The following is a 12,317-nucleotide window of genomic DNA, read 5'->3' on the forward strand; positions in this document are numbered from 1 at the left end:
GGGAGCGGGTACCCCCGGTCGGTGGACGTGTCAGCGGGGCAGGACAGCGGAACGCCCCGGCGGGCGGACCCGCCGGGGCGTACAGCTGTGTCGTGGGATCAGGCAGAGTGAGCGCGCAGCACCCGGAGACCGCCGCGACGCTTGACAGCGCGACGCTCCTCCTCGCTCATTCCGCCCCAGACGCCGGCGTCCTGACCGGACTCGAGCGCCCACTGCAGGCACTGGTCGGTCACGGAGCAGCGCCGGCAGACGGCCTTGGCCTGCTCGACCTGCAGGAGAGCCGGTCCGGACGTCCCGATAGGGAAGAACAGCTCCGGGTCCTCGTCGCGGCAGACAGCATGGTGACGCCAGTCCATGGCGGCAACACTCCTCATTCTGGATGGGTGGCAATTATTGCTTGTAGTGCTTTTCCTATATGCGTCCGCAGTGCCGACGGTGACAGTTCGCGTCCGTCCATTCGGCAGTGCGTGAGCAGGCAGTTAGCCCCGTGGGCCTGCTGGAACAGCTCAACCTGACGAGCATATCCAGGCAATGTCCCGGTAACTCAAGTTCGCTTGTGAATACTTTCACGAACGCTCGCGATGTCAAGGGTGACGCTCGGAAAAACTCCGGGCGGTGAGCAAGCCCACAACCCATTTGTCCGGGTTCCAGTGCCTTCCTGGTTACCCGCCGTGCCACAGCCGAGGATCAATATAGTACAGTCCGCGTGACATTGCTGACATTTCCGGCACCTGCCCCCTCGGTGTGGCGGCGACCGCGTCGATGCAGTTGTGGCCGCCGCGTCGACCTAGGGCAGTACCCGAGACCTAGCAGATTACTCTCAGTGCGGCGGGAACGGATGTGAATCTGACTTTCTCCCGCTCGCCCAGGTAGTCGCCATCCAGCTGGAACGCCTGCGGCCGGTTGGAGACCAGCGTGAACTCCGCAGTGTCATGGAGTCGTAACACCTGCCGGCCGCGTGGATCCGGCCGTCGAGACAGGAACTGCGTCACTGTCCGTGTCGTGCTGGCCACCCGCAGCTGACGCAGCGCCAGCACGTCCAGCCCGAGGTCGAACGACGCGTCCGGGTTCGGGTTGATCTCCCGATCGCCCAGGTACGTCCACGGCGCGGTGTTCTGGATGATGACGGTGGCCAGCTCGCCCTCCGCCGGCTCACCGGGACGTTCCAAGCTGATCGCCGGATGCCGCCGGTCCGAGGCGAGGAAGTACTGGTTCATGATCGAACGCAGGTAGAGGCCCGGAGTGGAGACACGCCCCCGGCGGCGGGCCTGCTCCACACGGTGGATCACGGCGGCGTCCAGGCCGAACCCCGCGCAGAAGGTGAAGTAGCGGTCGTCCGCGCGGCCCAGCCCGATCGTCCGGTGCCGGCCCAGACGCAGCCCTTCGAGGATCATGCTGGTCCCCTCCGGCCACTCCCGGGGCAGGCCCAGCGCGCGGGCGAACACGTTGGTCGAGCCACCCGGAACGGTCGCCAACGCGGGCAGCCGCTCCGCGAGGGTGGCGCCAGCGGCACCGGCGGGCGGCTCGGCCGTCATCAGACCGTTCACCACCTCGTTGACGGTGCCGTCACCACCCAGGGTGACGACCAGGTCGACCCCCTCCGCGGCGGCCTCCCGCGCCAGCGCCATGGCGTGCCCGCGCCGGCGGGTGTAGCGCACGTTGAGGTCGACTTCGCTGCGCAGCGCCCGGACAAGCACGTCTCGGCTGCGTTCGCTGGTGGTGGTGGCCTTCGGATTGACCACCAGGACGGCCCGCATGGGCGGCACTGTACCTCCCGGTAGCCCGGGTATCGTGGCGCGCGTGACCATCGACTCGGCCCCGATTCCCGTCACGCTCCGCTGGGCGGTCCGGCTGCTGTGGGCGGAGGCGGCCGTCGTCGGGCTGATCGCCGCCTGGCTGATCTGGGCCGACCTCACGGCCACCACCACCGACCTGCTGTCGGCGTTGCTGGTGACCGTGTTCGCTGTCGGGGCGGCGGTCGTGCTCTGGGCTCTGGGCCGTGCGCTGCTGCGCCGTCAGGCCGGTGCGCGCGCTCCCGCGATCGTGCTCCAGCTGATGCTGCTGCCGATCGGGTGGTTCATGATCCAGGGCGGGCTGGGCTGGCTCGGCGTGCCGCTGATGGCACTGGGCCTCGGCGTCGGCTGGCTGCTGGTCAGCCCCCCGACGACCCGGGCGCTCGGGTTCGAGTGACCGCGCCCGGCACGTGACGGCGCGGCGGGCCGGTCAGTAGCCGCCGGAGCGGCGGGTGAGCAGCGAGATCGTCGCCCGGCCGTCGGCGGCCGTGGCGGACGCCGACGTGGTCAGCGCCGTGAGCACCTTCCAGGCGAAGGACGACTCGGCGGGCAGCGTCGCGCCACGCACGGTCGGCACGGTCACCTCGACGGTCAGCGCGTCCTCGGTGACCGAGAACCGGCACTCCAACTCGGCGTCGCGGGTGGCGATGGCGAGCAGCATGGCGCACGCCTCGTCGACGGCGATCCGCAGATCCTCGATCTCGTCGAGTGCGAACTGCAACCGGGCCGCGAGACCGGCGGTGGCGGTACGGAGCACGCCGAGGTAACCGCCGTCGGCGGGCACCGTGAGGTGCACCACGTCATCGTCGGTCGCTGGCTGGCCGGTCAGTTGAGTCACGCCTCATCCCCCCGGTCGGGGACTCTACCCGGTCAGTCGCCCGGACGCGTGCCGGCGGCGGTGGCCCGGGCGGCCAGGTCGCGCAGCGCGTCGCCGCTGAGCCGGTAGGGGACCCACTCGCTCATCTGCTTCGCGCCGATCGAGGCGTAGAACGCGGCGGCCGGGTTCCAGTCGATCATCCACCACTCCAGCCGTTGGTAGCCGCGTCGTACGCAGATGTCGGCCAGGGTGGCGAGCAGCAGCCGGCCCGCCCCGGTGCCCCGGGCCTCCGGCCGGACGTAGAGGTCCTCCAGGTAGATGCCGTGCACGCCGGCCCAGGTGGAGAAGTTGAGGAACCACAGCGCGAAGCCGATCGGCTGGTCGTGCGCGTCGACCGCGACGTGGCCGAAGAGCGCCGGAGAAGCCCCGAACAGGGCCGAGGTCAACTGCTCGGCGGTGAGGTGGCACTCGCCGGGGGCGCGCTCGTACTCGGCCAACTCGTGAACCATGGCGACGACGGCCGGCACATCCTCAGGACGTGCCGGCCGGATCGTCGGGGTGACGGATGAGGTCACGCCTTCTTGGTCTCCCAGAAGATCTTCGAGATGTCGTCGATCTTCTGCAGCAGCTTGTCGGCGGTGGCCGGGTCGAGGCTGCCCTTGACGCCGCCGGCGCCGGCGAGCTTGGTGGCCTCGTTGAACAGCGTGTGCAGGTTCGGGTACTTCTCGAAGTGGGCCGGCTTGAAGTAGTCGGTCCAGAGCACCCAGAGGTGGTGCTTGACCAGCTCGGCGCGCTGTTCCTTGATGATGACCGCCCGGGTGCGGAACTCCGGGTCGGTGTTCGCCTGGTACTTCTCGCAGATCATTTTGACCGACTCGGCCTCGATCCGGGCCTGGGCCGGGTCGTAGACGCCGCACGGCAGGTCGCAGTGAGCGCTCGCAGTGACGCGGGGCGCAAGGATGCGCGGAAGTCGCATCGGGATCCTCCATGGGAAGTTTGCGATGATCAAAGGCGACATTACTCCTGGGAATGCTCCCCGAAGTGGGTGGAGGTGAAACCAGTGCCGGCCGATCACCCGGCGGAGGTGCCCCGCCTGCGCGGGCCGCTGAGCGCCGTCCTGGTGACCGGCCCGTCCATGGCGCCGACACTGCGCCACGGCGACGCGGTGCTGGTCCGGTCCGGCGGTCGCCCCGTCCGACCCGGTGACGTGGTGGTCGCGGTCTTCCGGACCCGTCCCGAGCTGCTGGTGGTCAAGCGGGCGGTCCGGCCGCAGGACGGCGGCTGGTGGCTGCGCGGGGACAACGACCTGGTCACCGACGACTCCCGCGCGTACGGCGTGGCCGACGTGCGCGGACGGGTCGTCGCCCGCTACTGGCCGCGCCCCGGACGGGTCCCGCGTCGACCGTTATGACCCTGCTCACATCCGAGTGGCAGTGTCGACACTATGCTCGGAAAGTGCCCGGGTGACCCCCCGCACCGCGTGCCACCGCTCGCCGCCCACCTCGCGGCCGGGCCGGCCGCCCCGTCTGCTCGACAGATCCTGGAGTCACCGCCATGCCTTCGTCCACCGTGGACCCCGCTGATCCCGTCTTCCAGCTGCACCGGGGCGGCAAGATGGCCGTCACCTCGACGGTGCCGCTCACCAGCCGGGAGGACCTCTCCCTCGCGTACACCCCGGGGGTGGCCCGGGTGTGTGAGGCGATCGCCGCCGACCCCTCCCTGGTGGACGACTACACCTGGGTGTCGCACACCGTCGCGGTGGTCACCGACGGCTCGGCGGTGCTCGGGCTCGGCAACATCGGCCCGCGCGCCGCGCTGCCGGTGATGGAGGGCAAGGCGGTGCTGTTCAAGCAGTTCGCCGGGGTGGACGCGGTGCCGGTCTGTCTGGACACCCAGGACGTGGACGAGATCGTCGCCGTGGTGCGGGCGCTGGCCCCCTCGTTCGGCGGGATCAACCTGGAGGACATCAGCGCCCCGCGCTGCTTCGAGGTGGAGCGCCGGCTCGACGAGGCGCTGGACATCCCGGTCTTCCACGACGATCAGCACGGCACCGCGATCGTGGTGCTCGCCGCGCTGCGCAACGCCGCCACCCTGCTCAACCGCAAGCTCGGCGACCTGCGGGTCGCGGTGAGCGGCGCCGGCGCGGCCGGTGTGGCCGTGACGAAGATGCTGGTCGCCGGGGGCGTCAACCCCGACCAGGTGGTGGTCTGCGACTCGAAGGGGATCATCGGCCGGCACCGCAGCGAGCTGACCGGCACCAAGGCCGAACTGGCCGCGACCACCAACGCCGACGGCCGCCACGGCGACATCACCGAGGCGTTGCGCGGCGCGGACGTGCTGATCGGCGTCTCCGGCGGGCAGATCCCGGAGGCTTCGGTCGCCGGCATGGCGCCCGGCGGGATCGTGTTCGCGCTGGCCAACCCGACCCCGGAGGTGCACCCCGAGGTTGCTGCCCGGCACGTCGCGGTGGTCGCCACCGGGCGCAGCGACTACCCCAACCAGATCAACAACGTGCTGGCCTTTCCCGGGGTGTTCCGGGGCGCGCTGGACGCCGGGGCCACCCGGATCACCGAGGGCATGAAGGTCGCCGCCGCGGACGCCATCGCCGGGGTGGTCGCCGAGTCGCTGACCGCCGAGGCGATCGTTCCGTCGCCCCTGGACCCCCGGGTCGCCCCGGCGGTTGCCGAGGCGGTCGCCGAGGCGGCTCGCCGCGACGGCGTCGCCCGCCGGTGAGGCTTGTTGGCGCGTTGATGCACAAGAAGGGGCCTTCCTGACCTCCCGTGCCACGGGGCGGCCCCTTCTTAACCGGCGCTCAGCTTGTTACCGTGCCGATCATGCGTGCTGCCTTCGCCTCCCGCTTCGACGACGCCGACCCGCTCGCCGCGCTCACCGTCGGTGAGCGGCCCGAGCCGACCCACCCGGCCGACGAGTGGGTGACCGTGCAGGTGCGGGCCACCTCGCTCAACCACCACGACCTCTGGTCCCTGCGCGGGGTGGGGCTCACCGAGGCGCAGCTGCCGATGATCCTCGGCTGCGACGCGGTCGGCGTCGACCCGGAGGGCAACCAGGTGGTCATCTACCCGGTGGTGGTCACCCCGGGCGACCCGCGTGGGGTCTCCATCCTCTCGGAGCACTTCGCCGGCACCCTCGCCGAGCGGGTCGCCGTACCCCGGTCGAACCTGGTCCCGCTTCCCGACGGGATGGCGGCGACCGACGCGGCCTGCCTGCCCACGGCCTGGCTGACCGCCTGGCGGATGCTGACCACCAAGGGCCGCGTCGCGGACGCCGACAGCGTGCTGGTGCAGGGCGCGGGCGGCGGCGTGGCCACCGCGGCCGTCGCGCTCGCCGTCGCGATGGGTAAGCGGGTGTACGCGACCAGCCGCGACGCCACCAAGCGGGAGCGGATCACGGCGCTCGGCGCCACCGCCGTGGAACCCGGTGCCCGGCTTCAGGAACGCGTCGACGTGGTGATCGAGACGGTCGGCGCGGCCACCTTCGAACACTCGCTGAAGTCGGCCGCGCCGATGGCCCGGATCGTGGTCTCCGGCGCCACCGCCGGTCACGAGCCGTCGATCAACCTGCGCCGGGTCTTCGCCATGCAGCTGGAGATCCTGGGCACCTCGATGGGCACCCCCGGCGAGCTGTACGAGCTGCTGGCGTTCTGCGCCGACAGCGACGTGCGCCCGGTGATCGACAGCGTGATCCCGTTCAGCCGGGTGGAGGACGCCTTCGCCCGGCTGCACTCCGGTGACGCCTTCGGCAAGATCGTCATCGACCACACCGCCTGAACCAGTCCCGGCGTTGCTTTCGCCCGACCCGGCTTCCTACAGGTGGTCGTCGAAGGTGGCGATGTCGCCGCGCTTCGCGTCGGTGGAGATGCGCTTCTTGGCCGCCGGATCGCCGTAGAGCGTCCAGCGGAGGAACTCGACGGAGGTGTCCGAGACCACCCGCAGCGCCGCCCCGTCGCTGAGCAGCGCCCGCCCGTGGTCGCCCTTCGGCAGGCTCAGCATCGCCTTCGGCCAGGGCACCTTGTCGTACGCGGCCTTGCCCGCCGCGTAGTCGACCACCTCGTCCAGCTCGCCGTGCACGAACAGCTGCGGGGCGGCCGCGCCGGCGAACGCGGTACCCACGCCGAGCGCCGTCCCGGCGAACACCACACCCGCGTCCAGCCGCTCGTCCCGGCCGGCGGTGAAGAGACCGATGGTGGTCACCCCACCGGCGGAGTGCCCGGCCGCGGCCACCCGCTCGGCGTCCAGCCGGCCCCGCAGCGCGTCGCCGGCCTTGTCGTTCAACGCCAGCACCTGGGTCAGGGCGTACGACACGTCGGCCGGCTGGTTGAGCACGTCGAGGACGTTGTTGTCGGCGCCCCGGGAGGTGTGCGGGAACGTCGGCGCGGCCACCACGAAGCCCGCCGCCGACCACCGGGTCAGCAGGGTGGCGTAGTCGTCCGGCCGCCCACCCAGGCCGTGGCTGAACATCACCACCGGAAACCGGCCCTCCGCCGCCGTGGCCGCCCGCCTGGCGGCGCCGCCGGGCTCCCCGGCCGCCGGGTACCAGAGCGTCACCGGCAGCGCCCGGCCGTCCCGGTTCAGCTTCAGCTGGCGTACGCCGACGGCGAAGGCGCGCTGTGGCGCGGTCCCGGCGGGTACCCGCGGCGTCGCCGCGGCGGTGGAGGAGGCCTCGACCGGTGCCGGCCCGCTCGCGACCTTCCGGGCGTCCGCGGAGCAGCCGACCAGGCTGGCCGTGAGCAGGGCGCTGGCCAGCAGCGCGGGGGCGACGCGACGGGACATGAAACCAATTGTGCCCTGTCCGGCAGGCCCGCCCGGCCGGGATGGCCCGCCGTGTCCGGGTGGTGACCCGGTGCTCGGCGCCGGGCCCTCGTCAGAGGGCCGGGCGGGACTCGTAGTGCGTCAGTGCCGGGGTGTGGGCGTCGGCGGGGAGGCGTGCGCCGGCCGCGTCGTCGCCGTAGAGGGTCCAGCGGAGGAAGTCGGTGGTGGTGGCGAGGACCGGGGCGAACCCCGGGCTGTCCGGGACCAGGTACTCGCCGTGGTCCTGGCCGAGCAGGCTGAGAAAGGCGGCCGGCCCGGGGGTGCGCCGGTACGCGGCACGGCCGACCGCGACCGGCACCACCGGGTCGGCCGTGCCGTGCACGAAGAGCAGGGGGGCGGCCGGCCCGGCGAAGCTGCCCGGCAGCCCGCCCCCGGCGATCACGATGCCGGCGCGCAGCCGGGCCTGGTGCCCCTCGGTGAACATGCCGGCGGTGGTGAACCCGCCCGCCGAGTGGCCGGCGGCGGCGATCGAAGCCAGGTCCAGGTGACCGGCGAGCGGATCACCGGGATCGGCGTCGAGGCGGGTCAGGTGCCGGATGAGCCGCCAGCAGTCGGCCGGCTGGTTGCGGACGTCGGCCCGGGTGAACCGGGCGGCACCGCGTCGCGTGTGCGGGAAGGCGGGGGCGGCCACCACGAAACCGGCCGCCGCCCAGCGGCTGGCCAGCCCGGCGTGCAGCCCGGGCCGGCTGTCCAGGCCGTGGCTGTAGATGACCACCGGGAACCGCCCGGCGGTCACCCCGGCGGGCGAAGCCGGATACCAGATGGTCACCGGCAGGGGGCGCGCCGAGCGCGGATCGAGGGTGAGCGTACGCACGCCGACGGCGTACGACCCCTCGGGCGCCCGGCGTGCCGACACCGGCCCGGTGGCCTCGCCGGCCACGGCGGTGGCCGGTGCGCAACCGGCCAGCAGCGCTGTCACCGCTACGGCGATCAGCCGCCCCGCCCCCATCGTTCCACGGTAGGCGCCCGGGTGCGTGCGGTGACCCCGCCGTCCGGCCCGGCTGACCCGCCGGCCGGGTCGGGTCGGCTCCGCCGGGCGGGTCGACACGGCCTGGTGGAGTGGGCGGGGGCGGTGCGCCGCGACCGGCTTCGCTAGGGTCACCGGCATGCCTGAGAACTACACCGACCCCAGCGGCAACACCGAGGCGTTCCGCGCCTTCACCCAGACGCCGGAGGCAGTGCCAGCGGCGGACGCCCCGTCCCGCACGCCGCTGATCATCGGTGCGGCCGTGGTCGTCGTGCTGCTGGTGGCCCTCGTCGCCTGGATGGCGCTCTGAGGTAGGGCCGCCGGGCCGCCGCTCCGGCGGCGTCAGTCGGCCGCGACCACGTCCCGGGTCTGCCGGGCGATCTCCCGTTCCTCGTCGGTGCGGATGACGCAGACTGTCACGTCGGTGCCCTCGAACGAGATCACCCGATCACCGTGACCGGCGTTGCGGTCCGGGTCCACGGCGATGCCGAGCCGGTCCAGCCCGGCCAGCGCGGCGGCCCGCACCGGTGCCGCGTGCTCGCCCACCCCGGCGGTGAAGGCGATCGCGTCGACCCGGCCGAGCAGGGCGTAGTACGCGCCCACGTAGCCGGTGATCCGCCGGCAGTACACGTCGAAGGCCAGCTTCGCCGCCTGGTCCCCGGCCGCCCGGCGCTGGAGCACCTCGCGCATGTCGTTGACGCCGGTCAGCCCGAGCAGGCCGCTGCGGTGGTTGAGCAGGTCGTCGATGTCGTCCACCGACAGCCCACCCTCCCGGCGCAGATGGAAGATCACGGTCGGGTCCACGTCGCCGCTGCGGGTGCCCATCACCAGCCCCTCCAGCGGGGACATGCCCATCGAGGTGGCCACGCTGCGGCCGTTCGCCACCGCGCAGGCGCTGGCCCCGTTGCCCAGGTGCAGGGTGATCGTGTTGAGCTGCTCGTACGGGCGGCCCAGCAGTTCGGCGGTGCGCCGGGAGACGTATGCGTGTGAGGTGCCGTGGAAGCCGTACCGGCGGATGCCGTACCGCTCGGCGGTGTCCCGGTCGATCGCGTAGGTCGCGGCGGCCTCCGGCAGGGTGTGGTGGAACGCGGTGTCGAAGACGGCGACCTGTGGGACGTCCGGCAGGGCCTCCCGGGCCACCTCGATGCCCGCCTGGTTGGCGGGGTTGTGCAGCGGGGCGAGCGGCACCAGGTCCCGGATCGCGGCCAGCACCGCGTCGTCGATCAGGACCGGCGTGGTGAACTTCCGGCCGCCGTGCACCACCCGGTGCCCGACCGCCGTCAGCTCGCTCAGGTCCAGCCCGGCCAGGATCTGCCGGACGGCGCTGGTGTGGTCCGCCGGGCCGCCACCGGGTTCACCGACCCGCTCGACGGTGCCCTGGTCGAGCACCTGGTCACCGTCGTAGCGGCGCCACTTCACCGACGACGATCCGCAGTTGAGCACCAGAACCCGGCTCATGAGGCCTCCTCGGTGGCGGCCTGGATGGCGGTGATCGCCACCGTGTTGACGATGTCCGGCACGGTGGCCCCCCGGGACAGGTCGTTCACCGGCCGGCGCAGGCCCTGCATGACCGGGCCGACGGCGACCGCCCCGGCGGAGCGCTGCACCGCCTTGTACGTGTTGTTGCCCGTGTTCAGGTCCGGGAAGATGAAGACCGTTGCCCGGCCGGCGACCGGGCTGCCCGGCAGCTTGGTCGCCGCCACCGCCGGGTCGATCGCCGCGTCGTACTGGATCGGCCCCTCGACCAGCAGGTCGGGCCGGCGCTCCCGGACGAGCGCGGTGGCCTTGGCGACCTTCTCCACGTCCGCGCCGGCACCGGAGCTGCCGGTGGAGTACGACAGCATCGCCACCCGGGGCTCGATGCCGAACCGGGCGGCGGTGTCGGCCGACGAGATCGCGATGTCGGCGAGCTGGGCGGCGTCCGGGTCACGGTTGACCGCGCAGTCGCCGTAGACCAGCACCCGGTCGGCGAGCAGCATGAAGAAGACGCTGGAGGCCACCGAGACCTCCGGCACGGTGCGGATGATCTCGAACGCCGGCCGGATGGTGGCGGCCGTCGTGTGTGTCGCGCCGGAGACCATGCCGTCGGCGCGCCCGGTCGCCACCATGAGGGTGCCGAAGTAGTTGGGCTGCCCGACGATGTCGTGCGCCACCTCGGCGGTGACGCCCCGGTGGGCGCGCAACCGGGCGTACTCGGCCGCGAAGTCGTCGCGCCACCCGCTGGTGACCGGGTCGACGACGTGCGCGTCGCCGAGGTCGATGCCCAGCTCACGGGTCCTCCGGGCGACGTCGTCCGGCCGGCCGAGGAGGGTCAGCTCGACCACCCCCCGGCGGAGCAGGATCTCCGCCGCGCGCAGGATCCGCTCGTCGCCGCCCTCCGGCAGCACCAGGTGCCGGCGCCGCGACCGGGCCCGGTCGATCAACTCGTTCTCGAACATCAGGGGGGTGACCCGGGTCGACCGGCTGACCCGCAGCCGGCGGGCCAGGTCGTCGGTGTCCACGCAGCGTTCGAACGCGCCGAGCGCGGCCTCCACCTTGCGCGGGTTCGCCGCGCTGAGCCGCCCCTCGATCCGGCTGGAGGCGGCCACCGTGTCGTAGCTGTCGGTGCGCACGGAGAGCACCGCCAGGCCGGTGTTCAGCCCCTCCACCAGCCGCATCACCCGCGGGTCGGGCTGCTCGCCGAGGGTCAGCACCAGCCCGGCCACCGACACCTGCCCGGCCACGTGCGCGGCGCTGGCGGCGACGAGCAGGTCGGCCCGGTCCCCGGGAGTGATCACCAGGGCGCCCTCGGTGAGATGGTCCAGCAGCGTGGGTACGTGCGCGGCGCCGACCACGAAATCCAGCACGTCCCGGCCGAGCGCGGCGTCGTCGCCGGCGAGCAGGGTGGCGCCCAGCGCCGTGGCCACCTCGGCCACCGTCGGCGCCGACACGCTCGGCACCTCCGGGATGGCGTACGCGGGCACCGGCAGCTCGGGCAGGGTCATCGGACCGGGCACCCGGTTGGCGATCACCGCGAGCACGGTCGCGCCCAGGTCGGCCAGATCGTGGTACGCCCCGCGCATGGCCGCCGCGACGGTCGCCGGCTCCTGCCCGAAGCCGTCCACCACGGGCACCACCACGCTGCCGAACTCGGTGGCCAGCCGGGCGTTGAAGGCCAGCTCCCGGGGATGGGCCGGGTCGCCCGGGTCGTCGAAGTCGCTGCCCACCACGACCACCGCCGGGCACTGCCGCTCCACCGCCCGGTAGCGCTCGACGATGGCGGAGATCAGCTCCTCCCGCCGGCCGTCGGCGACCAGCGCGGTGGCCTTGGCGTAGCTCGTACCGGCCAGCTCGGCCAGCGGCTGCTCGATCCGGTAGCGGTCGCTGAGCAGGGCGAGGATCGGGTCCGGGCCGGTGTCGGCGACCAACGGCCGGAACACGCCGATCCGGCCGACCTGGCGGGACAGCAACTCGGCCAGCCCGAGGGCGATGGTCGACTTACCGCCGCCCGATCCCACACTCGTCAGGTACACGCTCCGGGCCACGTCCCCACCCTAGAAGATCGCGCACCCGCCGACCCGGGCCCTCCGGCCCCCGCCCCCAGGCTCTTTCGCCGTCGATCATGAAGTTGTTGCCGTGACCCGCCGACGACACGCGCAACAACTTCATGATCAACGGGTGGGTGGGTGGGTGGGTGGGTGGAGTGGGGTGGGGTTAGTCGTCGTCGGGGTCGTCTAGGCGGGCCAGGTAGGTGGCCAGGCGTTCGATGGGGGTCTCGAAGTCGGGGTTGAGGTCGACGAAGTCGCGCAGGCGCTCGCCGAGCCACTCCAGGGTCACCTGCTCGTCGCCCCGGCGCTCGACCAGTTCCTCAATGCCACGGTCGGTGAAGTACATCGGTACGTCCTCCTGCTCGGCCCGGCGCGGGCCGGGCG

15 protein-coding genes are annotated in these 12,317 nt (G+C 72.6%); 5 read left to right on the plus strand and 10 right to left on the minus strand.

All coding sequences use genetic code 11. From position 1 onward, the window contains the following. Window positions 1-98: 98 nt before the first annotated feature. Entirely contained in the window at window positions 99-356 is a 258-nt protein-coding gene (locus AB0K07_RS20925) for a WhiB family transcriptional regulator (protein ID WP_007072794.1), read from the minus strand. 450 nt (window positions 357-806) lie between these two features. Beyond that, window positions 807-1,757 carry a diacylglycerol kinase family protein gene (locus AB0K07_RS20930; protein ID WP_363757056.1) on the minus strand — a complete coding sequence of 317 codons (951 nt, stop codon included), beginning with the start codon at window positions 1,755-1,757 and terminating at the stop codon, window positions 807-809. Between the two features lie 43 nt (window positions 1,758-1,800). On the opposite strand from AB0K07_RS20930, the gene AB0K07_RS20935 reads away from it, so the two are divergent. Next, a complete protein-coding gene (locus tag AB0K07_RS20935; protein WP_363757057.1) occupies window positions 1,801-2,190 on the plus strand; it encodes a hypothetical protein in 390 nt (129 codons plus the stop codon). Window positions 2,191-2,223: 33 nt separating this feature from the next. Here AB0K07_RS20935 and AB0K07_RS20940 read toward each other — a convergent pair whose 3' ends face one another. The 3 genes from AB0K07_RS20940 to sodN are packed head-to-tail and all read right to left on the minus strand — an operon-like array spanning window position 2,224 to window position 3,586. After that, window positions 2,224-2,631 carry an ATP-binding protein gene (locus AB0K07_RS20940; protein WP_357948779.1) on the minus strand — a complete coding sequence of 136 codons (408 nt, stop codon included), beginning with the start codon at window positions 2,629-2,631 and terminating at the stop codon, window positions 2,224-2,226. Window positions 2,632-2,663: 32 nt separating this feature from the next. After that, the gene (locus tag AB0K07_RS20945) at window positions 2,664-3,185 is read right to left on the minus strand and encodes a GNAT family N-acetyltransferase (RefSeq protein ID WP_363757058.1); all 522 of its coding nucleotides are present in this window, start codon (window positions 3,183-3,185) and stop codon (window positions 2,664-2,666) included. Next, window positions 3,182-3,586: a superoxide dismutase, Ni gene (gene sodN / locus AB0K07_RS20950; RefSeq protein WP_363757059.1), complete on the minus strand. Its 405-nt coding sequence runs from the start codon at window positions 3,584-3,586 to the stop codon at window positions 3,182-3,184. Before sodN ends, AB0K07_RS20945 begins: the two co-directional genes overlap by 4 nt. Window positions 3,587-3,670: 84 nt before the next feature. Here sodN and AB0K07_RS20955 point away from each other — a divergent pair, with 84 nt between their 5' ends. The 3 genes from AB0K07_RS20955 to AB0K07_RS20965 all read left to right on the plus strand — a co-directional run bounded on the left by AB0K07_RS20955 (window position 3,671) and on the right by AB0K07_RS20965 (window position 6,398). Next, on the plus strand, window positions 3,671-4,021 hold the full coding sequence (locus AB0K07_RS20955) for a S24/S26 family peptidase (protein ID WP_363757060.1): 351 nt from the start codon (window positions 3,671-3,673) through the stop codon (window positions 4,019-4,021). A 143-nt stretch (window positions 4,022-4,164) separates the two neighbouring features. After that, window positions 4,165-5,343, plus strand: coding sequence for an NADP-dependent malic enzyme (locus AB0K07_RS20960; RefSeq protein WP_363757061.1), 1,179 nt, complete (start codon window positions 4,165-4,167; stop codon window positions 5,341-5,343). 92 nt (window positions 5,344-5,435) lie between these two features. After that, window positions 5,436-6,398 carry a zinc-binding dehydrogenase gene (locus AB0K07_RS20965; protein ID WP_363757062.1) on the plus strand — a complete coding sequence of 321 codons (963 nt, stop codon included), beginning with the start codon at window positions 5,436-5,438 and terminating at the stop codon, window positions 6,396-6,398. 36 nt (window positions 6,399-6,434) lie between these two features. Here AB0K07_RS20965 and AB0K07_RS20970 read toward each other — a convergent pair whose 3' ends face one another. Continuing rightward, window positions 6,435-7,400 (minus strand): chlorophyllase, encoded by a 966-nt coding sequence (locus AB0K07_RS20970; protein ID WP_363757063.1) that lies wholly within the window; start codon window positions 7,398-7,400, stop codon window positions 6,435-6,437. A gap of 91 nt (window positions 7,401-7,491) precedes the next feature. Next, window positions 7,492-8,388, minus strand: a complete 897-nt coding sequence (locus AB0K07_RS20975) for an alpha/beta hydrolase (RefSeq protein WP_363757064.1) — start codon at window positions 8,386-8,388, stop codon at window positions 7,492-7,494. A gap of 157 nt (window positions 8,389-8,545) precedes the next feature. Here AB0K07_RS20975 and AB0K07_RS20980 point away from each other — a divergent pair, with 157 nt between their 5' ends. Continuing rightward, the gene (locus AB0K07_RS20980; RefSeq protein ID WP_363757065.1) at window positions 8,546-8,716 is read left to right on the plus strand and encodes a hypothetical protein; all 171 of its coding nucleotides are present in this window, start codon (window positions 8,546-8,548) and stop codon (window positions 8,714-8,716) included. A gap of 32 nt (window positions 8,717-8,748) precedes the next feature. Here AB0K07_RS20980 and AB0K07_RS20985 read toward each other — a convergent pair whose 3' ends face one another. From AB0K07_RS20985 to AB0K07_RS20995, 3 genes are all read right to left on the minus strand, one after another. Then, window positions 8,749-9,864 (minus strand): acetate kinase, encoded by a 1,116-nt coding sequence (locus AB0K07_RS20985; protein ID WP_363757066.1) that lies wholly within the window; start codon window positions 9,862-9,864, stop codon window positions 8,749-8,751. Further along, window positions 9,861-11,930 (minus strand): phosphate acetyltransferase, encoded by a 2,070-nt coding sequence (gene pta / locus AB0K07_RS20990; protein ID WP_363757067.1) that lies wholly within the window; start codon window positions 11,928-11,930, stop codon window positions 9,861-9,863. Before pta ends, AB0K07_RS20985 begins: the two co-directional genes overlap by 4 nt. A gap of 169 nt (window positions 11,931-12,099) precedes the next feature. Then, window positions 12,100-12,279 carry a DUF6104 family protein gene (locus AB0K07_RS20995; protein ID WP_363757068.1) on the minus strand — a complete coding sequence of 60 codons (180 nt, stop codon included), beginning with the start codon at window positions 12,277-12,279 and terminating at the stop codon, window positions 12,100-12,102. Window positions 12,280-12,317: the final 38 nt, after the last annotated feature.

Source organism: Micromonospora sp. NPDC049301 (genome assembly GCF_040678715.1).
Lineage (GTDB): Bacteria > Actinomycetota > Actinomycetes > Mycobacteriales > Micromonosporaceae > Micromonospora.